This window comes from Anaplasma phagocytophilum str. Webster (assembly GCF_000964685.1).
GTDB classification, from domain to species: Bacteria; Pseudomonadota; Alphaproteobacteria; order Rickettsiales; family Anaplasmataceae; genus Anaplasma; species Anaplasma phagocytophilum.
Window position 1 is genome coordinate 175,918 of record NZ_LANS01000001.1, and the last position, 24,608, is coordinate 200,525.

Consider the following 24,608-nt stretch of genomic DNA (forward strand, 5'->3'; position numbering starts at 1 on the left):
GCATTCCAGCAGATAGTTGTTTTACAGGCTCATATGACAAAAAAGCTACTGACCCTAGAACATTATAGCACAAACCTCAGACGCTGGCTGTACCAGCGCAAGCACATAATGTATGCTGAAATCTTCCAATATCTATGTCCCAAAGCATGCACATATAACACAGCGCGTTATAGCAACAGCTAATTACACACATACCTTATTTTAGCAATTGGTACGCCCTGTTTTTAAACGCACGAGATATGTTAGAAATAGCCATGCTTGATGCCATATCGAACGCAAATTGCAACATTCTGTTTTTGAAAGAAAAATTCACAAAAAACGTCACCAAGGTCTCCCTTTCATTTTTAGGCAGGAAATTCCACTCACTACATAAAGTATTAAACACTCCATCAGTAGAAACAGCTCTTATCCACCCTGGGTTCTCTAAAGTCGGAGTAGAGAAACTAACTTCGGAAGTATACGCACCTTCAAGTGACATGAATTGCGCCACCAACTTCACAAACATCGAAGCATCATGCCTTTCAAGAATCACTACTTCCTTACACCACGGTAGAAACGCGGGATACTTCTCAACATCAAGAACAATGGAAAATATATCTTTTGCCGGAAAACTAAGCACTTCGCTCTTGCTAAACCCACGCCTAGCTCGCACCATACACACACTGCTAAAAAAGGAAACTAGGAGATCCGCATTTGCCGTAACGCTTTGCTTAGTGTCCTGAGACTAAAGCTAAGGTGGGCGCCGTGTAATAACCTACTCGAGGTTACCAGTGACGGCTCCCTATAAGAACAAAATCGGGCTCGAGGCACTTTCAACCTACACGAACAACGCAGACCCCCGCAGGAGGATACCAAACTACCCAATACTTATCAACACCTAAGTATTCTTCTTGTCCTCGTCCTTATTAATCTCCTGATATTCGGAATCTACAACACGCTCTTCCGGATTACCATCAGAACCCCCACTACTGCTTCCAGATTGATCAGCACTTCCCGCACCGTCATTCTTATTAGCCGCATATGCAGCTTCTCCCAGCTTCATGGATAGATTCATAAGCGCATCATACTTCTGCTGCAGAGTATCAGTACTACAGTTGCTATCATTCAAGCACTCTCTCAAATCCTTGATAGCGCTCTCGATATTAGACTTATCAGCACCCGCAACCTTATCTCCATAATCCTTCAAAGACTTCTCTACAGAATGTATCAGCCCCTCAGAACTATTCTTCAGCTCCACATGCTTCTTACGCTTTTCATCGTCTTCCGCCCGGTCCTGAGCATCTTTGACCATCTTCTTGATTTCTTCATCACTTAAGCCACCAGAAGACTGTATCTTAATAGTCTGCTCCTTACCTGAAGCCTTATCCTTTGCTGAAACGTGCACTATACCATTAGCGTCTATGTCAAAAGTCACCTCAATTTGAGGAACACCGCGTGGAGCATGAGGAATACCCTCCAGACTAAACTGCCCCAACAACTTATTGTCGATTGCCATCTTACGCTCACCTTGGTACACCTTAATAGTCACCGCAGTTTGACCATCTTCAGCCGTAGAGAACACCTGCGACTTCTTAGTAGGAATTGTAGTATTACGCTCAATCAAAGGCGTAAATACACCACCCAAAGTTTCTATACCCAAAGATAGCGGAGCAACATCCAACAACAAGACATCACGAACATCACCTGTTAAGATACCACCCTGTATCGCAGCACCTACAGCTACAACTTCATCTGGATTTACACCTTGACATGGCTCTTTCCCAAAGAAGTCTTTCACCCTTTGAATAACCTTAGGAACCCTGGTCATACCACCAACTAGCACAACCTCGTCGACCTTACTGTTATCCTTAATACCCGCATCACTCAAAGCCTTCTTACATGGCTCTATAGTGCGCTCGATTAACTCGTCTACCAAACCCTCAAACTTAGCCCTACTCAGCTTCAAACTCAAGTGCTTCGCGCCAGTGCTGTCGCTAGAAATAAACGGAAGAGTTATATCTGTCTCTAACCTGGTAGATAACTCAATCTTAGCCTTCTCCGCAGCCTCCTTGACCCGCTGAACAGCCATAGGGTCATTACGTAGATTTATACCTGTTTCTTTTTGGAAACTCTCCATCATATGTTCCATGATGGCATTATCAAAGTCCTCACCACCAAGCTTAGTATCACCATTAGTAGCTTTAACTTCAAATACACCGTCAGCTATCTCCAAAACAGATACGTCAAATGTACCACCACCAAGATCGTATACTACTATAGTCCTTTGCTTGTCACCCTTATCTAACCCGTACGCCAAAGCTGCTGCTGTAGGTTCATTAATTATTCTCACAACATCTAGGCCAGCAATCGTACCAGCATCCTTTGTTGCCTGACGTTGAGCATCGTTAAAATACGCAGGCACCGTAATAACCGCCTTCTTCACTGGAGCACCAAAGTATCTCTCAGCAGTTTCCTTGATCTTTTCCAAGACAAACGCGCCAATCTGAACCGGAGAATAACCCTCACCCTTTGCTCTTATCCAAGCATCACCGTTCTTTGCAGGAAACACCTCATAAGGACACTTCAAATCCCTCATGTCATCGTATCTGCGGCCGATAATCCTTTTGCTCGCATATATCGTGTTCTGAGCATTGATATTTGCTTGCCGCTTAGCCAATTCCCCTACTAGCCTTTCATTATCAGTAAACGCAACAACAGACGGGGTGGTCCTCGAACCTTCACTGTTTTCTATCACCTTTGCGGTACCAGCCTCCATAACAGCAACACAGGAATTCGTAGTACCTAGATCTATACCTATTATACGCTCAGCCGCCATGACTACCCCCATTCGAAAAAAACAAAAAACTCAGACACGGTAGATATAATAACCAAAGCTGCAAATTACAACCCCCTATTTAAAAATTAGAGAAATATGTCCCTGATACCTAGCAACACACGTGTCCTTACACCACAACAGACCTGATATGCACAATACATGTCAGGAAACTAGTAATACAAACGCTACCAACAAACATCACGCCCCGTTACTAGCTCTATATTGAAGCACCAAAAGCCTCAAATACCCCACTAACTATGCTTACGATATTTTAGAGAGCATCCGCGTTAACCACTTATCAACCCAAGTCACCGCAACCACGCTCTCTCCAACCTCCGCAACATTTTCTGCCAGACTCTTCTGATGATCAGTACCCTCAGCAGGCAATTCCGCTGCTTCCTCTTTTTTCTTAACAGAATCTGCCGTCACGACCACAGCACTAGACAACTCCTCATGAAGCAAGCTACTATAGCCCTTCTCAGCACGAATATTATAATCAGATATACCTAGATTATCATCTACATCAAGCCTGATGAGAACTTTGAATTCACTCTCTATCTCAGCAATCTGCCTTCGCTTGCTATTGAATAGATGCGATACAACCGAAGAAACAACAGAAACCACAAGTATCTTTTCAGGATTCTTGTTAGCCACGTAACTAACATCACGCAAAATACTAGCAGAAATAGACTCTAATGACCTCGTTCTACCAACCCCCTTGCAATGATGACACTGCACTGTGCTGCTATCCAGGATACTCTGCTTCACCCTCTGCCTGGAAATTTCCATCAAACCAAATGCACTTATGTACCCAAACTGAATCTTAGCTTTATCCCCCTTGAAAGCTTCGCGCACCTCAGCCTCAACAGCCCTGCAATAGCGATACTTTACCATATCTATGAAATCTATCACAATGAGCCCGGATAATCCCCGTAAATTCACCTGCCTAGCAATCTCTTTTACGGCCTCCATATTCGTCCTATAGGCGGTTTCTTCGATGCTATCTTCTCCTGTCATTCTTCCAGAATTCACGTCTATGGAAACTAAAGCCTCCGTAGGTGTTATTACCAAATACCCTCCAGAAGGCAGATATATCTTATCTGTATACAATTCCAAAATCTGAGCATTGACCCTATAATGCGTAAATATGGGAATACTACCCTTATATGTCCTTACACGCAGCCTATTGCCGAACATAGACTTTGCGTACTCCTTCACAAGACCAAATGCCTTACTACCAGCTACCACAACATCATGGACGTTCTCATCACAGAAATCGCGCAAAGTGCGCTTTATCACATCAGCTTCTACGTACAATAGAGAAGGATGCGTAACAGACTCAAAACTACTTTTTACCTCATCCCACGTAGACTGTAAGTACGATAAATCTCGCTCCAATTCCTTATGAGTTCTATTGCTCCCAGCAGTCCTAATAATAACACCAGCCTCTTTTGGAAGCTTCATCTCATCTAGAAACTCTTTCAAATTTTTCCTGTGGACACAATCATCTATACGCCGCGATATGCCACTGTTCTTGTTTCCAGAATTTGGCATAAAAATGCAATACCTTCCTGCAAGAACTATATAAGTCGAAAAAGTAGCGCACTTGCTACCCCTCTCCTCCTTCGTGATCTGAACCATGAGTTTCTGATCAACCTTTATGACATTCTGCACCTTATACATCTTGTGCGGCACCAACTTGCCCTTGCCATTCTTGCCTTCAGAACACCTCTTGCCTGCTCGCTGTTCCTCAGCTAAGGACTGCACTTTATCAGCATCTTCTGAACTACTTTCTTCAGAAGGCTCTGCATCTCCCGTACACTCTTCCTCTTCAGAGTGCTCATCTTGCTCCGAATTATCACCATACAGATTCTTCAACAGAACATCTTTCTCTTCCTGAGGAATTTGATAATGCTCAACCGCTATTTCTGAAAACGGCAAAAACCCGTGCTTTCCTACACCATACTCTATAAAAACAGCCTGCAATGAAGGCTCAATACGCCGAACAACAGCGAAATAAATATTCCCCCCACGTAACTGCTTCCTATCCTTTAATTCCTGATCAAACTCAACAACCTTTCCCTCGTCGAGCACCGCAACTCTTATCTCATCTAGGTATACGGCATCAATTAATATTCTCTTTCCACTACCACTATTAGACACAAAACACAACCAACACTAAATAAATTAAAAAACTACCTTACACCACGTAACCCAATACCCACGAGAAGCTAGATATGCACACATGGCAATACTTGACCTAGCTCAAGACGACTTCTCTATCTTAACAACAATAGCCAACCCCACTGCCACAGTGACCACACCCACAACAATAGCAGTTAACATCAAGACACTTGGCAAAGGGTTGCTATACGACAGCGCTGCATCCCCTCGCGAAACTATGGGCGCAATACCCTCACTTACGTAGCCTAAAGACACATAAAATATCAATACTGAGGTTTGGAAAATACCCAAACCCATCAATTGTTTTATGCGGCTGCCACTAGTAACAACAATAAACAACCCTATAGATGCGAAAAATGCAAAGGCTATGTAATTTATATGCGACATTAAGAAAGTCATCAGCATTTCCACCTACGCAAGAGCACTCGTCCCTTGAGCTGCTAAAATCTTATACTACAGCTCTGCAAACTCAGTTTATATCATTTTTCAATGATGCAAAGTCAAAATACACACTCGCGATGGAAGCACATACCGTAATACCGACTCCCAACTCTACAATAAATACCCCAAGCTTCTGCTCAGTCACAGAATCAAACAGCAAAAATACGTAAGATAAAAAATTCCCACCGAAAAGTATGGATACCATCCCCGTCATAATGTATATGAACAGCCCAATGGCCCCGACAGTAACTAAATTTGGTAAAACCTCCCTAATCCTTACATCCCCAAAGACCATGGCATACATAATAATCGCAGATGCCACAATAACTCCACCTTGAAATCCTCCTCCAGGGCTAAAATCCCCATGAACCTGCACATAAAACCCGTACATTAAAATAACAGAAAACATGAAGGAAGTTACATAACGTAGCGCGAAATCATCACGAAATATGGCTACCACCCTGCTCATACTCTCCTATGCCCTCCTTTTCCAACTAATAATGAAACACACATAGCTCCAGTAAAAACTACCAGTGTTTCGCACATAGTATCATATCCCCGTAAACTCGCTAAAATAGCACTTACTAAATTGGGAATATCTGTATCAGCATAGACATCAGCTAACGATAAACTAGACACAGAATTAGCAGGCGATGTAGCATCACCAAACTTCGGCAGATCGAGCACTGCATATCCCAGTGCCGCAAACATCATCATTGAAAGAGCGCCAGCTACCAGCAATTTTACTCGTTCACAGGTATGCCATATATTACGAACTTTAGCAGTATCCCAATTCCCAAGGTACGAAAGCACGAGCAACATTAAGACAGTACTAAAACCAGCTCCTACAGCAGCTTCAGTAATCGCTACATCAGGAGCACTCATAACCAAATATAAGGTAGCAATAGTTATGCTAAATGCACACATAGTAACAGTATTCACTAGCAAATTTTCAAAAAATGCCACCGCACTAGCAAAAACTACGAGGAATAACAGCAACATGCCGTCAATTATATTGTTACTAGAAAACATCTAAACTATCCGACCCGTCGTTCTCCTTAGAATTACATGCAGCACCCGTCAAAATGCCACATATAGTAGTATTCGTAATTAATAATAAACAAATTAGCACTAAAGTCTTTAATGTAAACACCGAAAACCCGTACTGCATTGCCAAACCCAGACATATAAGAATCATGCCCAAAGAATCAAGTATGCTTGCTGCATGGACTCTAGAGTAAAAATCAGGAAGTCGAATCACTCCCACAACAGCAACAACAACGAAAACTATACCCAATCCCATAACCCCCATGCCAATCATAGGAAGAAGCATGCTTAACTACCTCCAACCGTTATAGAGAAAAAATCTAGCAAAACCAACCGCTGCCACTAACCCAACACAAGCATACATCAGCGATACGTCTATAAACAATTCAACAGCACCTCCCATGGCTCCAAGGAGCATAATGAGCATCACTACACAAGTGCTAAATACATTCACCGCTAGAATTCTGTCGTAAACACTGCGAGCACTCACGATTCTAAATAACATCACAGCCCCACATGCCAACAAAACAAAAATAGAAAATTTCAGCATGTCACACTCCCATCCACACAGAACCTAAACAGCAGGATGCAGCCTAGCCAGCACCTTAGAAACCAGATTCTCCTTCGTTATACCAAAGTGCGCATATAAATCCTCACATTTACCAGAAGCCCCAAATTCATCAAGCCCTATAAATATGCCATCTCTACCAATGTATTTATGCCACCCAACAGAACTACCCGCTTCTACCGCTACTTTAAGACTATTATTATCCAACAACCCAGAAATGTACTTTTTCTCTTGCTGATCAAATAACCTCCAACAAGGCATAGATATAACCCTAGTACCTACCCCATAAGTCTTATGAAGGATATCACAAGCTGCCATTGCTACCCCAACCTCTGTACCTGTCGCAAAAATGGTAACCCTAAGATCTCCTTCAAACTCCCTGAGAATATACGCCCCTCTCCCAGAGCGATTCTCACGGCCCAACTCAGACCTCATTGGTTCCACATTTTGCCTAGACAACACAAACAAAGATGGAGACTTAGTAAGCTTCAATGCAATTTCCCAGCACTCCAAAACTTCCACAGCATCTGCCGGCCTAAAAACATAAAGATTTGGAATAGCTCTCAACGACGCAAGATGCTCCACAGGCTGATGAGTAGGTCCATCCTCGCCAACCCCTATGGAGTCATGAGTCATTACGTAAATAGCCTGAAGAGCCATTAAAGCAGATAATCGTATTGCAGGCCTACAGTAATCAGAAAACACCAAAAAGGTTCCGCCATAAGGAATAACCCCAGCATGAAGAGCCATTCCATTCATACATGCGGCCATGGCATGCTCTCTTATACCATAATGAATGTATGACCCAGAGAAATCTTCCTTCGTAATAGGCTTCATCCAACTAGCTTTAGTATTATTAGAAGAAGTTAAGTCCGCAGAACCCCCTACAAGATTATTCACCCTTTGCGAGAAAAACTCCAGCGCTCTACCAAAGGACTTTCTAGTAGCTTCAGCAAAACCTAGATCTCTAAAATGCTCATCTAAACCTTCAAATACAGACTCAGGTACACCCTTAGTAGTAGCAGCATTCAATTCGCCTATTTTGTCACATTGCTCAGACTTGCTAAGCCAAGACTCATACTCCAACTCCGCTCTTTCCCTAACTTCTTTCCACAAAGCAGAAGCATCTGTACTTACCTCAAAAGCCTTACTTTCTCCCTGCCCCAGAGACTCTCTAACTTCTTGAGCATCAGCAGGCGTAAAAGGCCAACTATGCGCTGCAGAAGTATTCTCTTTAGAGCGCATAAACTTCCCTATAATAGTCTTGCATGCTATTATAGATGGCCTATTAGTCTCCCTAGCGGAGGCGATAGCAGCATATACATGACCAAAATCATGCCCATCTACTTCCCAGACATCCCAGCCATATGATGCAAATCTCGCAGCTACGTTATCAGAAGAGGCAAGGCTAATCTTTCCATCTATAGAGATACCATTGTCATCAAATAGAACTATAAGCTTACCCAGACCCAAATGCCCCGCTAAGGAAGCTGCTTCATGACTAATACCCTCCATCAAGCACCCATCCCCGGCCATGACGTAAGTGTAATGATCAATTAGATCACCGCCAAATCTCTGCGCAAGCATCCGTTCAGCAATAGCCATTCCAACAGCACAACCCAATCCCTGACCCAAAGGACCAGTAGTAGCTTCTATACCAGGTGTACACTCATATTCGGGATGACCAGGAGTTATGGAATGCAACTGCCTGAATTTCTTTATATCATCTATGCTGATGTACCCTAATAAATGGAGTATGGAGTAAATAAGCATGGAACCATGTCCATTAGACATGACCAGTCTATCCCGATTGATCCAGTTTGGGTTTTGTACACTGAATCTCAAAAATTTAGAAAACAATACAGCAGCTACATCAGCCATACCTAAGGGCATACCAGGATGACCTGAAGCAGCATTCTGAATTGCATCAACAGATAATAGCCTAATGGCACTTGCCATCTCAGTTAGCTGAGTAGAATACTGCACAGCGCCTTGATTCTCATCTCCCATAACGCACTCACATGCTTAGATATCTATTTACCAGATGGTTTTTATAAGCATCTACGTCAATTCTACGTCCGGTGATCTTCTTTAACAGCGTTGTACTGCTATATCGTCCACCGTGAGAGTATATGTACTTACTTAACCACGCAGTTAACCCTGAAAAATCACCACTTTCGATATTCTCCAAAACAGCAACTTTCGGATCATCAATATAAGAAAAAATTTGTGTAGCAGCTATTGCACCTAGTACCTTACTTGGCAGATACCCAAAACAGCCACTCACCCAGTAATCGTCTTGTAACAGGCCTTCCTGTTCTGTTTTAGTTACTTGATTGAAGTAATACTTAACACCTTGCTCCCAAGCATCAGGCAAGTCCTCAACTGCTAGATCGCCATTTATCAGCTCCTTCTCTAGAGCACATCTTAACATTACATGCGCCAGGGAAGAAACTTCATCCGCTCTTTCAAGCAGTAACTCTGGCCTGACTTCAGAAAGGTACCTATGTACATTACCTGAATCAGCCACCTTACCCCGCAGAGAGAACGTCTTTTTCATAGCAGGCAAAACAAAGGACATGAACCTACTATCCATTAGCAAATGTCGAGACATCAACATTCCTTGAGCCTCAAACATCACACTTCCGGGGAAATCACCAACAGGCTGCCTTCTCCATCTCTTAGGCAAATTCACGCAGTATAGCGTACGCCCTATATTATCAAGCGCTCCCCTAAGCCCTACCCTATAATCTAGCTCGTCGCAGGAAACACCACCAAAATCTTCACATCTGAAAATTGAACACCCGTAGTCTTTGCGGTGAACGTCAATCAAAGAAACATCGGAAGCATAAATTGAAGCCTCTAGATACTCATGCAGTAACCTCTGCTTCTCGCAAGTTATTGACTTTGCAAGATGAATCTTGCTCCCACTCTGCTTTTCTAGCACTTCACTGAAAAACTGCCGATAAAACGCCCCCAGATCAGTAAAAACTTCATCTATCCTCTTGGTATCCATATCACCATCATGCATTTTTAGCATGACATCGTACTTACTCGCTAATCCAAGGTCTCCAGACTTTATTTGCGCAACTTCTGACGAGAGCTTTACTACATCAACCAGTCGCTCCATTACATTCTTAGCCGACTCACTGCCTTCTCTGAAGAGGAGCCACCTGTTCCTACAGTCTATCCTCGCAGTAGTTAAAGCACTCAGCAAATCAGCCGGTACATTCTTAAGGGTTCTGTGCAATCTGCTTATGCAATGCAAGTTTGCTACTTCCCAATCTCCCAGCTTACTCTTGTTGGAAAGCGACGCCTTAATGGCCTCAGCGACAATCTCACTCTCTATGATCTCTTGCCGAATCTCCTGCAACGTATGTATCCTGTCCATTCCGTCTGCTACCAACGGCCTTCCATAGCAGAGCTCATTTATCACATCACCTATGTTGCGTATTTTGACAAAAACTTGCTCCAATAACTTATATTGCTTCATATGCACAATCACCGAAACCTTTTACTTCCAAAAAACGCGCACCCGTCGGAAGTTACGCACCTAAGCTAATAGCCCCAGAAAATGCTACCCCAATCGACTCAGCACGCTGCGATATAACCCACAGACCACTCGGTGTGCTGAGGAAATGCAGGAAAATGCACCCTAAGTTTTAGCACACATAACAACTAAAGCCACCACAAATCGGCAAAATAGATAAAAATTATTTTACTTGACTTGGTGTAGTTTTAAGCAATGATCTATTCGTGGTGTGTGGCCTTTTCGGTTATGGCTTTTTCAGTTGTTTAATGTAAGTTTACTGCAGAGGAGGTGCTACTATGTTGCGGCGCTCGTCGTTTTTTTGTCTACTGGCACTGCTCAGTGTTACAAGCTGTGGGACTCTTCTTCCAGATAGTAACGTCGGAGTTGGACGTCATGACCTTGGAAGTCACCGCAGTGTTGCTTTTGCAAAAAAAGTTGAGAAAGTATATTTCGATATCGGGAAGTACGATCTAAAGGGTCCCGGAAAGAAGGTAATTCTGGAGCTTGTTGAGCAGCTCAGACAGGATGACAGCATGTATTTGGTGGTAATTGGGCACGCAGACGCTACCGGCACTGAAGAATATAGTCTTGCGTTAGGTGAAAAAAGGGCTAATGCCGTTAAGCAATTCATCATAGGATGCGATAAATCTCTGGCTCCTAGGGTCACAACACAATCTAGGGGAAAGGCGGAACCAGAGGTTTTGGTATATTCTACTGATGCTCAGGAGGTTGAGAAAGCCAACGCGCAAAATCGTAGAGCTGTGATAGTGGTGGAGTTTGCACACATTCCAAGGAGTGGTGTAGCTGACATGCATGCGCCTGTTGCTTCTTCCATTACCTCCGAAAATTCCAATGCCTCCGCTGAAGGTGAGGACATGGAAGCTTCTGAATTCTCTAGCGCAATCGCTAACTAGATACACTATCTGTGTTTTCTATGGTGTGGGTTAATTTGGAAGAGAGAGTGACATATCTTTGGGATCGTGGCTAAGTTTCTCATCATTGTGAATTCGCCGGTATACCTATATCACTGCTCAGAATAGTGAAATGTTCTGCATCGATGAGTTCTTGTATACCCTCTAGTATCCTTTCCATACCCACACCATATGGGCTCATGGTGTTATACTCTTGGCACGATGGACACTCTCTTGGTATCTCGCAACTATACGCACAGTAGTGGCATAGCATTGCCCCTAAAACTCTGTGCTCCGTAAGCCACGTACAACAGTTTGGACAGTTTACTTTGTGTCCGCATTGTTTGCATAGTACAAGCCTTGCATATCCCCGTCGGTTCAAGAACAACATTACTTGCTGCTGTTTTGCAAGTGTTTCACATATCTTTTCGTATAAGCATGTAGACATCCATGCCTTTTTTAGTTCGTCTTTGCGCATATCCGCCACTATTATATCTGGCATCACCGCTTCTCCGAACCTTCTCTTCAATACTACATGATTGTACTTCTTTTGCTGTATGTTATTCATGGTTTCCAGTGATGGAGTCGCTGTACACAACACTACTGGAATATCAACGTGCTTTCCCAATACAATGGCCATGTCTCGCGCATTGTATATCATGCCGCCATTACGCCTTCCTGAGGTCTAGCAAAACTAAGTAAAAAAGATATAGATAAACGACAAGGTGCCTATTCTTTCTCCCGCGCTCCATTTGTAGTACAGCTGAAACTCTGTCGCACAAATCTGCAGCTTAGCCTGAAGCCACCATATAACTTGCAAATGGCTATTTAGTACTGAATATACATGATGTAACTGCGCCGTAGTTGACGCTCTGCAATGTTCCATGAATAAGTACAGTTGGTAATACAGCTACAAGCACTTCAACTTATATATTTTCATGTCTTACGGTCAGGCGAGGGTATATACACAGTAAGCATACTTGTAGCATTTCCATGATTATGAGCTTACACGGATATTTGCCACCTAGTGCTAATACTCATGATCTGAAGCGAAAAGCTGTATCCTAATTACCGAGGAAAATCACTTTATAACGCCATGTACGGCATTGTTATTCGCAATGCACACACCTGCTGCTATTCAAATCTACAGGCACTAACTGGTTGTTGTTAAGAGAATAATACGCAAAGCATATACTGTCATAAGAAGCATTGCACCAAGTCTACTATTACTATTAAACCAGGAGTAGAAGTTAAGTAGCTCGATGCTGCGTTATGGTTCCTTGTTGTTTGGAATACATTTAAGGGGGGGGGAATGCAGTTTATGCTATGAAAAAATAGTGAAATTTTATGCAAACCTTTTACTATACGCACTCTGCCCATGTATAAAAATCAAATCCTCCTATAAATTGTCAGAAAATGCAGTGAATGCTTAGATACTGATTTTTCTATATAGAAGATCACAGTTATACCCTAAGTCGCACAGCTATGAGCAATATAAAATAAGGTAATCAAGTAATAGCCCTGTATTTTGTGCCGGTGATGAGATTGTCTCAAAATAGATCTTTAAGCACCCGTGCGTCTTTACACAGGTGATTACGAATATCGCAAATTGGAGTGGCGTAACCGGAATCCACATAAAACGCAGATATTATTCAACGGCGTTTGCTTTTTGTTTGTAGCACGAAGATTGCATCATCAAGAAGAAACACGTTGCGTATTTGTGAGTACAAATATTTAAGAGTTAGAGCCATGTAGCGATAAGACATATAAAATAGATATCTAGCCACGGCTTGTGCATTTTATGCAGTGATACTGAGATTCCTCCACAGTGGATCTTTTTCTGCAGCATTATGTATATGTACGGTGATTATGAATATTGAATAAGTAAACTTGCAGTTTCTATGTCAAATGCTTTCGAGGAATTATGTAAATATTTTTACATATACAATTCATGGATGTACAACCATGCTCCTTATTAACTTAAAGAAAAACATCATAAGCCATATTATCCCGTGCAAAATTCGGACTCATAGAGGTTTTTATACTCTCGACAAAATACCTAAGAGGTATGCTTCTCTCCGATCAGTGTTGACACTATTTCTTTATTTTGCTAGCTTGACCTGGTGTTTTTTACGGACGTTCGATGCCAAGTATAGTAGTAGTTGGGCTACAGTGGGGTGATGAAGGAAAAGGCAAAATAGTAGACTGGCTATCCGAAAATGCCGATACCGTAGTCAGGTTTCAGGGTGGAAGCAATGCTGGTCATACCATAGTAATAGAAGGTAAGGTCTATAAGCTGAGTTTGCTGCCGTCATCCGTGTTGCGACCTGGTAAGCAGTCCATAATCGGAAATGGGGTAGTGCTTGATCCTTATGCTCTTGTAAGAGAGATTGAAAAGTTGCAAGAAAGCAATATTGAGTTGACTCCAGAAAACTTGTCTCTATCTGAGACATGTCCGCTTGTGCTCAGCGTACATCGGGAAACCGAAGTGATACTCGAGAATTTGCGTGGTGTGCACGCGATAGGCACAACTTGCATGGGTATCGGGCCTTGCTATGAGGACAAAATAGGCCGTCGTGCAATAAGACTTTGCGATTTGTTAGATGAGAAATCGCTTCGTGAGAAAGTAGAGTTCCTGCTCTCCTACCATAATCTGCTCAGAAAAGCCACAAATAAGGATGAATTGCAGAGCGAAAAGGTTATGGAGGAAATACTGTTCATAGCCCCTAAGGTATTGCCGTTTATGAAGCACGTAGGGGGTATGATTTACGAACAACTCGCCGAAGGTAAGACTGTTCTGTTTGAAGGTGCACAAGGCGCATTGCTTGATATAGACCACGGAACGTATCCGTATGTAACTTCAAGTAATACTCTTGCTGGCTGTGTTCCAATCGGTTGCGGAGTTGGCTCTCCTGGCAGTATTCGTGTACTTGGACTGGCTAAGGCATATACTACCAGAGTTGGCAATGGCCCGTTCATAACTGAACTCACTGGAGATTTGGACGATTTAATGGTCGAAAGAGGCAGAGAGTTTGGTACTGTGAGCAAGCGGAGACGTAGGTGCGGCTGGTTTGATGCAGCCCTAGTACGTCATGCAGCGTTGTTATCAGGCGCTACTGAGCTTGCTTTGACGAAGTTAGATGTTTTGGACACATTGAGTGAAATAAAGATATGTGTGGGCTATAAACATGGTGAGTCATTTTACAATTATCTGCCACCTGCTTCTCACATACAAGGCGCTTTGGAGCCAATATATGAGGTCTTACCCGGATGGCAGAGCAGCACTCTAGGCGCTGTGTCCAAGAACGATCTTCCTGCCAATGCGTTGGCGTATGTTCAAAGAATCGAAGAACTTGTGCAAATCCCTGTCAGCCTGGTATCTACCAGTCCCGACAGAGATCACATAGTTTTCTTGGGAGATAGCTCATCTATCGCTAAGTCATACTAGAGAGATTGTGTCACTGCTTAGCTAAGTAGAGGACTGCTTCTTTTGTTGTGCTGTTTGGTACATATTAGTAAAGCATGTCTCTATGTTGGTAACGTATCATTTGGAGTTCCTCGTTGTATCTTTGCACTCAGGACATTCAAGTGTACCGCGGTTTCAAGAACACTTTCTGGGTATGAAAATGCTTGGATGAGTTCACCTTTATAAACAATTACCTCAAACAAGTAGATATGGATCAAATAATCCCTTGCGTACTCTAAGAAACAAATAGCTCGTACTTCATGGTGCATACCTTATTTTGGGAAAAGGCGCCATGCTGGCTCGCAGCGATTACATGATGTTAGCGCTCCCGACTTCTCTATAACCTTTAAGAGGTTGTTTTTACAACACTCACAATCTGACTCCGTAAAGCAACCTGCTTCTCACATACAGAGCGCTTTGGAGCCAATATATGAGGTCTTACCCGGATGGCAGAGCAGCACTTTAAGCGCTATGTCTGAGAGCGATCTTCCTACAAATGCATTGGCATATGTTCAAAGAATCGAGGAACTTGTGCAAATACATGTCAGCCTAGTATCTACTCGACAGAGATCACATATTGTTCCTGGAAGACAACTCATCTATAGCTAAATCCATGCTAGCGATTGTGTATCTAGTTAAGCGACGAGACCTTCTTCTTCATCCAATTCACTGGAAACTCTTTAATTGTGAATTGTGGATGATAGCGCTCACACTCTGATTATCGGATAAAAGCCCCTGCTTGGACTTTTCCTCATTTTATATTGCTCCTTGTATGTGCAAAACTCCACATACATACCGTACGTCTGCACAATTTATGAAAAAAGTGCCATATACATCGCTTAACATACTCTCGAAACCAGGTATTCCACGCACTGGCAGTCAAAACTCTTCAAAGTTTTATTTCTATGGCTTATGCGGGCTTTTTTGTTACTCCACTTGTGAGTTTGCACCACTCTGCATGATACAAACTTCTTAGAAACTCTTAAAATATGCTGCCAGGAGTTTCAACGCATAAATGTCGCGATTTACAGCTGCTTTTCCTACACCAGCTACTCGCAACCCATAAACGAGCTTATCCCTTATATTCAGCCACTGAAACACTCATAACAGACTTACACACCTACGAATTTATACTGAAATCTAAGCTCAACGGGACTAAAAATACATTATGTATTACAACTATAAGTGCCTCTTACACTAGGCCCGTACAAATGCTCTCCTCCGTAATACAAATACCTAGTGTACTTATATACCGAGACACATCAGCTAATAAAAAACAATATGCTTTTACGCGCCTCCATTGCAAATAAACGTAATATCATAGACTATCCTGGTATCAGGCTTCAAAACACTCTTAAACACAGTGCCATTTCACATCAGAACGTTGTTGTAACATTCCCACACAGCACAATCACAGACAACTATTATTACCACCCATAGCCTGTATACCCTCTACTCTCGCAATATCTAAGACCTATTGCAGAACTATGTTGTATATCTAGTGCAGCACATGCTTATAGTTCATAAAGGAGTCTCAGAAACAATATCTCCCCCTATCGTGCATGCCTGTAACGCACTGATACATACTGAATATGTGACTATTGTCCAGCACACAGCATAATGCTGCAAAACTCTACATCAAAGCTCTAACCACCTGCTCTCCCTGCGATTACACTATCTGAAACCTGCTGCAAGGCCAAATTATAAGAGTTCAACGCGGTACAAGAATGTGTAAAAGTCTCTATAATGGCGGAAATAACCTTCCCCACAATGCGCCTCATATGTAATCGTTAGTAATCAGTATATATTCTAATGCCGCACGATCACAGACAGCTATCGTGACCACCCGTGGCCTGTATACCCTCTGCTCTCACAAAACACATATAAGACCTGTTGTAGAACCAAGTTGCGACATTTCCATACGGCACCCACATGTGTATTGAGTTCTCGCAAGAGTACAAGGAACAACATATTCCACCACAGCATACCCCAAAATGCACCCAATGTGTAATCGTTAGTAATCAGTATATATTCTAATGCCGCACGATCACAGACAACTATTATTACCACCCGTGGCCTGTATACCCTCTGCTCGCGCAATATCTAAGACCTGTTGCAGAACCAATGCCGCAGATATCTTATCATCTATCTTTTGAGACTCCTTCCGGCGCAAACCTGCTTCACGCGTTGCCCTACTAGCCATGGCAGTGGTATACCGCTCATCGTGAAGATATATGCTTACCCCTGACTTCTTAATTAACTTCTGGGCAAATGCACGCACAATCTGACACATTTCCCCTTCCAAACCATCTGATTGCAGCGGATTTCCCATAACCACAACAGCAGCATCTTCAGAACGCAAGACAGCACTCAACTCGCCAAGATCCTGGCGCATGTTACGCCTATGATATACGCTGTGCGGTATGGCTATAAGGTAGGTAGGATCACTCAATGCCAATCCTATTTTTCTCTCCCCAAAGTCTATACCTAGAATCCTTCTGCCAGGTTCCAACGCCGAGAAAAGCTCCCTAATACTCTCGCACAGCATCACCTTATAGCCGTAAATAAAGTTCCCACTCTCGCCTAGTCACCGCTCTTCACGCAATACCCCAGCGTTACTGACAGGACAAACACTCATCGTAGCTGAAATTAGTTAGCTGCTTACGAGGCACCACCGCTGCAGCTCCATTCACTTCATGAGAAACCTTATCTGCCCTTTGAACTGACTTAGACCTCATATAATACAAGCTCTTCAGACCCTTCTTCCACGCTAAGAAATGCACCTTATGCAGATATCTCTTGTGTACACCAGCCGGAAGGAATATGTTCACTGACTGCGCCTGACATATATATGGCGTCCTATCGCCACTATGCTCTATAACCCAACGCTGATCCAACTCATACGCCGTCTTAAAAACAAGCTTCTCGTGGTCAGTGAGAAAGTCTAAATGCTGCACAGACCCTTCATTCGTGGATATCGACGACCAAACCTGATCATCATCTTTACCCTTAGATTTCAGTAATTCCTGTAGAAACTTATTGCGCACTATGAACGAACCAGTAAGAGTCTTGTGGGTAAACACATTGGCCGCATACGGCTCTATACCAGGCGAAGTGTTACCAGCTATGATAGATATAGACGCAGTAGGCGCCACAGAAAGTTTGTGCACAAACCTCTCCATCTCGTTTGCATCTTGAGCATCAGGACACGCCCCCTTTTCAAGAGCCAACTTGCGTGAAACGGCATCAGCCTGGCTTTTTAAATACGAAAAGATCTTCTTATTCCACATAGTTGCAGCAAAAGACTCAAAAGGTACCATTTTGCTCTGTAGAAACGAGTGAAAGCCCATTACACCTATGCCAATACTACGCTCCCGCATTGCAGAATACCTAGCCCTCTCCAGCTCTGTAGGTGCTTTCTGCACAAAATCTGTCAGTACATTATCCAAAAACCGCATAACATCCTCTATAAACTGAGGATTGCCACACCACATATCATAATATTCCAGGTTCAGCGAAGATAAGCAACACACCGCTGTCCTGGATTTCTTTAAATGATCTTCACCCGTAGTAAGAGTAATCTCCGTACATAGGTTCGACATCTTCACGTCTAAGCCTAGCTTTTTGTATATCTCGGGCTTGCACCTATTAACTGCATCTACAAAAATTATATAAGGCTCTCCCGTCTCTACCCTAGTCGTCAATATCTTGATCCACAAATCCCGAGCTTTTACCGTGGAAATCACGCACTTATCCTTAGGACTAAGCAAATCCCACGTCTTATCATGCTCCACAGCTTCCATAAATTCATCAGACAACAACACACCATGATGAATATTCAAAGCCTTTCTGTTGGGATCTCCCCCTGTTGGCCGTCTTATATCCAAGAACTCCTCTATCTCAGGATGCCACACAGGAAGGTATACGGCCGAACTACCACGACGCAAAGAACCCTGGCTAATAGCAAGAGTTAACGCATTCTGTACAACAATGAAAGGGATTATGCCCGAAGTCTTACCACTTCCCCGAACTCTTTCACCTATAGAACGCAAATTACCCCAATAGCTGCCTATTCCACCACCACGAGAGGCCAACCATACATTCTCGTTCCACAAATTCAATATTCCCGCAAGACTGTCTTCTGTCTCATTCAAGAAACACGATATAGGCAACCCCCTACTAGTGCCACCATTACTCAATATCGGAGTGGCCGGCATAAACCAAAGTTTACTCATGTAATCGTATAACCTCTGAGCATGCTGGCTATCATCCGAGTAATACTGCGCCACCCGCACAAAAAGCTGCTGATAATCTTCCTTCTCTAATAAATACCGATCTGACAAAACAGCCTTGCCAAAATTCGTAAGGTTATCATCACGAGTGTAATCTATAACAATCTGCGACACGTTATATACCCCAACTACCATTATCACTGAGACAAAATCTGGGTCTCAATTCCTTCGTATAACACATACAGTATCTATATCAGAAATTTAGCACGATATACAGTATGCATAGAAAAAAAGGCACAAGTTAATCCACCCCTGACGACAAACCGCAAGAGAAAAAAATGTAAACGGAAAAAACCTACGCGCACTCTTGAGCTGGCACGGCTTAAGGAGTGACTCCCACGGGAGTCGAACCCGCGTTACCACCGTGAAAGGGTGGGGTCCTAGACCACTAGACGAAGGAGTCATAACTACCACAAATATATTCAGCAATGCCGTTACAGTCAAACAAAATTCCTGCTACTTTTTTCACAGTGCAACAACAAATCTCGCACCCGGCTAAAACCTATCACACTGTGCTGATTCAGGAACACAAATCCCTCACAACTTAGCAGATAATGACACATCTTGAAAAGAGAAAAATATTCAAGATACAAAACTATCAGTAGAGCCCTAGAATAATTTTTGCTGATATGACTAACACGTAAAAACCTGGTAATACTAACAAACTGCTGTATATTAGTTGTCTCTTATGGGTGAGGATTATGTAATGATGCGTTGCCACATAAAGGAACGCGTGAAAGACTTCTCTAATTTGGTAGGAAAAGAGCTTACAAAACTCATTGAAACGCAGGTCACTGGAGGGCCTGCTGCAGGCCTGGTAGACGCAATCGGCTATTGTATACTCCCTCCAGGTAAGTGTCTGCGTGCTTTTCTTGCAAGTTCCGTTGCTCAAACCTTTGGTGTAAGCATAGAGAGAACTTTGCCCCTGTGTCTTGCAATTGAGGTGCTTCACTCTTACTCCCTTGTACATGATGACTTACCATCTATGGATAATGCGCCTACTAGGAGGGGTAAGAATAGTTGCCATATAGAGCATGGAGAAGCGTTAGCACTCCTCACAGGGGACGCTTTGCTGACGTTAACGTTTGAATTATTGTCTTCCATGGATGAAAGTTGCACTGTTAAATGCGCTATAATCAGAGTTATTTCCGATGCCTGTGGGCACCGTGGTATGGTTGCAGGACAAGCACTTGATATGGGAAATTTAGAACCCTCACTGGAGGCTGTAAAGCAAATTCACAAATTGAAAACAGCTCGATTATTCTCTGCTGCATGTGAATCTGGAGCAATACTAGCTGAGGTTTCTACTGCCAACCAGCAAGCATTGGCATCCTATGGTGAGACCTTGGGGTGCGCATTTCAAGCTAAGGACGATTTATGTGATATAAATGAAGATGATAGCTGCCTGAACATTGCTCGCATATTAGGTAGGGAAAAGACGCTTGAATACATAGACTATTTGTTACATCAAAGCGAGGAGTATCTAGAAAGAATTGATGAAGATACCGCAGTGTTGAAGGAACTTGTTGCGTTTATAAGAAATTTGTGACTTATGAAAAGAATTACATGCTGGGTGCTCAAGATTGCTGTAGTGGTTTCTGCACTATTTCTTGTACTGAGAGTGGTTTCCGTATTTCTCACAGAGAATGAAGCGCGCTATACTGCCGATAAGCCTTATTCCCTTAGTGTGGAGAACTCAAATAGCCTTGGGTACCGGATAGGCGTTTCATTAATACGTCCAATATTAGAAGCACGAATAGACCAGTACATCAAAGATCAAGGCCTTGAGGACTACTTCAAGAGTTTGACACTTAAGTTACCACCGAAAGTCAGCTTCTCTTTCAATGATGTGCAAGAAGGCCAAGGATCCTCAGTAGTGTGCGGTCAAATGGTCACTGCGATGGTGGTACAATCGTCAGCCTCGGATCGGGAGAAAATTGGTACCTTATCTCAAACGGAGTTAGCGGAAAGAGTTAAGAACAGTGTATTACATCTCAACTTTCAGCTTGGAACACATGAAGTGCCTGCACTTAATCAAGGTATGATTGGCATGCGTGCTGATGGTAGTCGAGTGGTAACTCTTAACAATGATGGAGATGCTCTTAGCTACTATGTTAATTTAACATCAATAGACTCCTCAGAGCCTTCTGCAAGCGCTTTAGAGCGTTTCATGGTTTTTGATAAGGTGAGAACAGATTACGACTATAAGGAACCGATCACTGTGTCACGATGTGGAGATAAGGTATCGGTGGTGTATAATGTTAGGGATGCCTCTGGTAACGTTCTGTATGAGAACCTAAAGGCAAAATTCACTGTGGGTGCACGACAAGTACCTATAGCATTGGATTTAGCTGCGGTAGACCTGCAATCTGACAGTATGAGGTCTGTTATAGTTCCTCCTGATCTTTTAGCCGGATTAAGCATGGATGCAGACTTTGACAACTCTACCATAAAAATCTTAGAGCTGTGGATGGATAGCGATCCTGAGGAAAACACATAGATCGATGATTCACTAGGTGAAAAGAACTTGGGCGTATAGTATATTCTGTAGTTTGCGGTTTTAGGAGTATCTGCTTTCGCGCACCTTGAGCATTTTGTTACCAAGCTATGTTCCCTGCTCTTATGTTGGGAAACGCTCAGTACGCAATTGAGAAAAGTTACACTCTATGTACAGCGCACATTCAAAAGACTTTACCTTGGTACTTTACGTCCCAGTGTGTTATCTCATATTTTCAGGAACAGTACCTTTCATATACATCACCACTTTACAGATATAACATATCTGCACCACATAAACCCCTACGAATGTGATATTGGAAACAAAGCCTCACTATTTCTGCTACCAGCTCCATAAAATAAAGAGCAAGACGATTACTGGGTGAGTAGCTGTTTTGGGTATCTACCGAGTAAGGTACTAGGTGCAATAACTGCTACACAAATTTTTTCTTATATTGATGATCCGAAAGTTGCTGTTTTGGAAAATATCGAAAGTGGTGATTTTTCAGGATTAACTGCGTGGTTAAGTCCCCGTTCCCTTTTTTCAGCATTCTTTCTCGTTATAGCGTCTGAATATCAAGCACTTAGCTCATACACTTGTGCAGATCTCGCGTCTAGATCTTTAGAAGTCGATGCTCTAGCAGTTTCTCCAGTTACAGCTTTACTAGTAGTGGTCTTTCTGATTAGCACAGGTTTTTCAACCACATCTGTAGAATTTACCGCTTCTTGAAGGCACTCCTTTTGAGAATATTTTGTAGCCGTAAGCTCTACCTTCCTAGAGCTTACAGCAAGATTCGTAGTGCCCTGAGCATATTGCCCTTCTGTAATCTGCTCTCTTAGAACACCTTCACCTCCTGCAGAATCTGCATACTTTTTCTCTAGCTCACGCACAGGGGCGATGCTTCTAATCCAGCGCTGCTGTGCAGTATTCTACTCAGCTAACTGAGATGGCAAGTGCCATTAGGCTATTATCTATTGATGCAATTCAGAAGGTTTAGATGAGCATTTTAGAGATCTAGGTTTTGCTGAAGCTACTAGAAAGTCCTTTGGTAGAGCGCTGGAGTTTTTCTCGCAAAGGGTGAATAATCTTGTAGGGGGTTCTGCGGACTTAACTTCTTCTAATAATACTAAAGCTAGTTGGATGAAGCCTATTACGAAGGAAGATTTCTCTGGGTCATACATTCATTATGGTATAAGAGAGCATGCCATGGCCGCATGTATGAATGGAATGGCTCTTCATGCTGGGGTTATTCCTTATGGCGGAACCTTTTTGGTGTTTTCTGATTACTGTAGGCCTGCAATACGATTATCTGCTTTAATGGCTCTTCAGGCTATTTACGTAATGACTCATGACTCCATAGGGGTTGGCGAGGATGGACCTACTCATCAGCCTGTGGAGCACTTGGCTTAGTTTTTGGAAAATAAAGCTTGGTGATTTAAAGTGCCACCGTTCAATAATGACAGTACTTCTTCTACTATTGCCGGAACACAAAGATAACCATATCTGTATAAACCGTTTATTCTTATCGCTCTGTCCTCCACTAATACTCTGGGAACATTGTCACGGAAGGCCGGCCTACATGCAGACATCATGTCTAATATTCTTGCTTCAGCAAATCCTCGATGTAGTGAGTATATCGCTGAAAGCATTTCTAAGGCTGACTGCACTGATACTTCGGAATAGTCACAACTCTCTATCTCTGAAGCACCAACAATGAACATGTTCTCCTGCCGAGGAACAACATAAACACTATATCTAGGGTGCATCATGCGTACTGCACGTTTTATAGTCACTCCTGGAGCCTTAACCAATATTGCTTCTCCTCGCACACCCCGCAAACCAGCAACTTCAGATTTTGCACCTACCCCTCGACAATCAAATACAAAATCAAACGTATGCAATCCCTGCTCAGTAACAATTTCCGCACACTGCACTTTGAGTACATTGACGTTACTATACCACGTAATACCATAATCCCTGAGTGCGCGCTCCAGGCACTTAAAGAGATTGATACTATCAATGCTACCTTCGTCTTTTATATACATTCCATAGGGGGCTGAAATGCCTTCTTCTAACTCGTATACTTTATTAGTGATGCGCAATTCACTAAACACATCGGGAAATCTATTCCTGATAATAGCACACTTCATTTCTAGATCTGATAAATCCGCAGCATGTGCAACCATGACGCTACCCGAGGTCTGTAGGCAAAATTCAGCGCCTATGTCACTAAGAATCTGCGGCCACAGCTCCATGGATCTGTATCCTAAGTCTATTACCAAATCACCTGTATTTTCTGCTTCTGAGTATAGAGAAAGCATGCCTGCAGCAATGTAGCCACAACTTGCCTTGCCTATGGTATCATCTCGATCAAAAATAGTGACACGCCACCCATCTCTAAGTAACACAAGCGCTAAGATTCTCCCTACCAATCCCGCTCCAGCTATACCTGCAGTTTTTACCATACAACTACTTTAAACATACCGCTGGAAATTATAACAAGAGACAGATATCACAGCACTTGCTTTCGGGCAAATACCTTAAAGGAAGGGTAGACTCTTGTAGCATGCATGCAAATCATAGAATATTTACTGTATCATACCACTAAGTTAGCAAAATATCGCATTTGTACACTCCCTAGTGACTCGAGAAAATGGATCATACTCAAGATCGCATTTCACAATATCTTATTCACATATCGACACCAAAGAGTATTTTCTCGCGAAACCTAAGACAGAATAAGGCATTCTTCTGCTACAAAAATGCTTACTGAATTAGCACTCATTTATAATGCTCTTAGAGCCGCAAGTCATGGATATAATGCAACTGTTTTATGCCATGGAAGAAGGCATACA

The 24,608-nt window shown here is 42.8% G+C and carries 21 protein-coding genes, 1 tRNA gene, 1 other RNA gene and 2 pseudogenes; 7 read left to right on the forward strand and 18 right to left on the reverse strand.

Annotated elements, in window-relative coordinates:
* Positions 1-196 precede the first annotated feature (196 nt).
* The 11 genes from APHWEB_RS00585 to APHWEB_RS00630 all read right to left on the reverse strand — a co-directional run bounded on the left by APHWEB_RS00585 (position 197) and on the right by APHWEB_RS00630 (position 10,548).
* Entirely contained in the window at positions 197-655 is a 459-nt protein-coding gene (locus APHWEB_RS00585; protein WP_011450477.1) for a type II toxin-antitoxin system RatA family toxin, read from the reverse strand.
* Positions 656-680: 25 nt separating this feature from the next.
* Positions 681-840, reverse strand: a non-coding RNA gene (gene ssrS, locus APHWEB_RS05875) — 6S RNA.
* A gap of 37 nt (positions 841-877) precedes the next feature.
* A complete protein-coding gene (dnaK, locus tag APHWEB_RS00590) occupies positions 878-2,827 on the reverse strand; it encodes a molecular chaperone DnaK (RefSeq protein ID WP_044104082.1) in 1,950 nt (649 codons plus the stop codon).
* A 249-nt stretch (positions 2,828-3,076) separates the two neighbouring features.
* Positions 3,077-4,978, reverse strand: coding sequence for an Rne/Rng family ribonuclease (locus APHWEB_RS00595; RefSeq protein ID WP_044108158.1), 1,902 nt, complete (start codon positions 4,976-4,978; stop codon positions 3,077-3,079).
* Positions 4,979-5,080: 102 nt separating this feature from the next.
* Positions 5,081-5,404 carry a cation:proton antiporter subunit C gene (locus APHWEB_RS00600; protein ID WP_226988840.1) on the reverse strand — a complete coding sequence of 108 codons (324 nt, stop codon included), beginning with the start codon at positions 5,402-5,404 and terminating at the stop codon, positions 5,081-5,083.
* A 64-nt stretch (positions 5,405-5,468) separates the two neighbouring features.
* Positions 5,469-5,909 carry a Na(+)/H(+) antiporter subunit B gene (locus APHWEB_RS00605; protein WP_020848836.1) on the reverse strand — a complete coding sequence of 147 codons (441 nt, stop codon included), beginning with the start codon at positions 5,907-5,909 and terminating at the stop codon, positions 5,469-5,471.
* Positions 5,906-6,472 carry a DUF4040 domain-containing protein gene (locus APHWEB_RS00610; protein WP_020848835.1) on the reverse strand — a complete coding sequence of 189 codons (567 nt, stop codon included), beginning with the start codon at positions 6,470-6,472 and terminating at the stop codon, positions 5,906-5,908. The genes APHWEB_RS00605 and APHWEB_RS00610 overlap by 4 nt, the downstream gene beginning before the upstream one ends.
* Positions 6,462-6,773, reverse strand: coding sequence for a monovalent cation/H(+) antiporter subunit G (locus APHWEB_RS00615; protein ID WP_011450473.1), 312 nt, complete (start codon positions 6,771-6,773; stop codon positions 6,462-6,464). The genes APHWEB_RS00610 and APHWEB_RS00615 overlap by 11 nt, the downstream gene beginning before the upstream one ends.
* 6 nt (positions 6,774-6,779) lie before the next feature.
* Positions 6,780-7,037 carry a monovalent cation/H+ antiporter complex subunit F gene (locus APHWEB_RS00620; RefSeq protein ID WP_011450472.1) on the reverse strand — a complete coding sequence of 86 codons (258 nt, stop codon included), beginning with the start codon at positions 7,035-7,037 and terminating at the stop codon, positions 6,780-6,782.
* Positions 7,038-7,061: 24 nt separating this feature from the next.
* Positions 7,062-9,065 carry a transketolase gene (tkt, locus tag APHWEB_RS00625; protein WP_020849252.1) on the reverse strand — a complete coding sequence of 668 codons (2,004 nt, stop codon included), beginning with the start codon at positions 9,063-9,065 and terminating at the stop codon, positions 7,062-7,064.
* Positions 9,066-9,072: 7 nt separating this feature from the next.
* On the reverse strand, positions 9,073-10,548 hold the full coding sequence (locus APHWEB_RS00630) for a gluzincin family metallopeptidase (RefSeq protein ID WP_011450470.1): 1,476 nt from the start codon (positions 10,546-10,548) through the stop codon (positions 9,073-9,075).
* Positions 10,549-10,883: 335 nt separating this feature from the next.
* Between APHWEB_RS00630 and APHWEB_RS00635 the strand changes: the two genes are divergently transcribed.
* Positions 10,884-11,501 carry an OmpA family protein gene (locus APHWEB_RS00635; protein WP_011450469.1) on the forward strand — a complete coding sequence of 206 codons (618 nt, stop codon included), beginning with the start codon at positions 10,884-10,886 and terminating at the stop codon, positions 11,499-11,501.
* An 82-nt stretch (positions 11,502-11,583) separates the two neighbouring features.
* Here APHWEB_RS00635 and APHWEB_RS00640 read toward each other — a convergent pair whose 3' ends face one another.
* Positions 11,584-12,159, reverse strand: a complete 576-nt coding sequence (locus APHWEB_RS00640) for a hypothetical protein (RefSeq protein ID WP_011450468.1) — start codon at positions 12,157-12,159, stop codon at positions 11,584-11,586.
* A 1,482-nt stretch (positions 12,160-13,641) separates the two neighbouring features.
* Here APHWEB_RS00640 and APHWEB_RS00645 point away from each other — a divergent pair.
* Positions 13,642-14,946, forward strand: coding sequence for an adenylosuccinate synthase (locus APHWEB_RS00645; RefSeq protein WP_011450467.1), 1,305 nt, complete (start codon positions 13,642-13,644; stop codon positions 14,944-14,946).
* Positions 14,947-15,381: 435 nt separating this feature from the next.
* Positions 15,382-15,573: an adenylosuccinate synthetase gene (locus APHWEB_RS06830; RefSeq protein ID WP_230468226.1), complete on the forward strand. Its 192-nt coding sequence runs from the start codon at positions 15,382-15,384 to the stop codon at positions 15,571-15,573.
* Between the two features lie 1,037 nt (positions 15,574-16,610).
* Here APHWEB_RS06830 and APHWEB_RS06975 read toward each other — a convergent pair.
* From APHWEB_RS06975 to APHWEB_RS00660, 4 genes are all read right to left on the reverse strand, one after another.
* Positions 16,611-16,745, reverse strand: coding sequence for a hypothetical protein (locus APHWEB_RS06975; RefSeq protein WP_011450464.1), 135 nt, complete (start codon positions 16,743-16,745; stop codon positions 16,611-16,613).
* 266 nt (positions 16,746-17,011) lie between these two features.
* On the reverse strand, positions 17,012-17,512 hold the full coding sequence (gene ruvX, locus APHWEB_RS00650) for a Holliday junction resolvase RuvX (protein ID WP_011450463.1): 501 nt from the start codon (positions 17,510-17,512) through the stop codon (positions 17,012-17,014).
* Between the two features lie 67 nt (positions 17,513-17,579).
* Positions 17,580-19,391 carry a ribonucleoside-diphosphate reductase subunit alpha gene (locus tag APHWEB_RS00655; RefSeq protein WP_011450462.1) on the reverse strand — a complete coding sequence of 604 codons (1,812 nt, stop codon included), beginning with the start codon at positions 19,389-19,391 and terminating at the stop codon, positions 17,580-17,582.
* Positions 19,392-19,586: 195 nt separating this feature from the next.
* Positions 19,587-19,659 (reverse strand) — tRNA-Glu (locus APHWEB_RS00660).
* Positions 19,660-19,944: 285 nt separating this feature from the next.
* On the opposite strand from APHWEB_RS00660, the gene APHWEB_RS00665 reads away from it, so the two are divergent.
* From APHWEB_RS00665 to APHWEB_RS06980, 3 genes and pseudogenes are all read left to right on the forward strand, one after another.
* Entirely contained in the window at positions 19,945-20,805 is an 861-nt protein-coding gene (locus APHWEB_RS00665; protein WP_020848830.1) for a polyprenyl synthetase family protein, read from the forward strand.
* 3 nt (positions 20,806-20,808) lie between these two features.
* Positions 20,809-21,756 (forward strand): FKBP-type peptidyl-prolyl cis-trans isomerase, encoded by a 948-nt coding sequence (locus tag APHWEB_RS00670; RefSeq protein WP_011450460.1) that lies wholly within the window; start codon positions 20,809-20,811, stop codon positions 21,754-21,756.
* Between the two features lie 375 nt (positions 21,757-22,131).
* Positions 22,132-22,269: pseudogene (locus tag APHWEB_RS06980) on the forward strand (hypothetical protein); the annotation flags it as partial.
* Between the two features lie 59 nt (positions 22,270-22,328).
* Here the strand turns inward: APHWEB_RS06980 and APHWEB_RS06190 are convergent.
* Positions 22,329-22,643 carry a hypothetical protein gene (locus tag APHWEB_RS06190; protein WP_020848829.1) on the reverse strand — a complete coding sequence of 105 codons (315 nt, stop codon included), beginning with the start codon at positions 22,641-22,643 and terminating at the stop codon, positions 22,329-22,331.
* Positions 22,644-22,776: 133 nt separating this feature from the next.
* Between APHWEB_RS06190 and APHWEB_RS00680 the strand changes: the two are divergent.
* Positions 22,777-23,160: pseudogene (locus APHWEB_RS00680) on the forward strand (transketolase); the annotation flags it as partial.
* Here the strand turns inward: APHWEB_RS00680 and APHWEB_RS00685 are convergent.
* Positions 23,160-24,218, reverse strand: a complete 1,059-nt coding sequence (locus tag APHWEB_RS00685) for an FAD-dependent oxidoreductase (RefSeq protein WP_011450458.1) — start codon at positions 24,216-24,218, stop codon at positions 23,160-23,162. The pseudogene APHWEB_RS00680 and the gene APHWEB_RS00685 overlap by 1 nt on opposite strands.
* Positions 24,219-24,608: the final 390 nt, after the last annotated feature.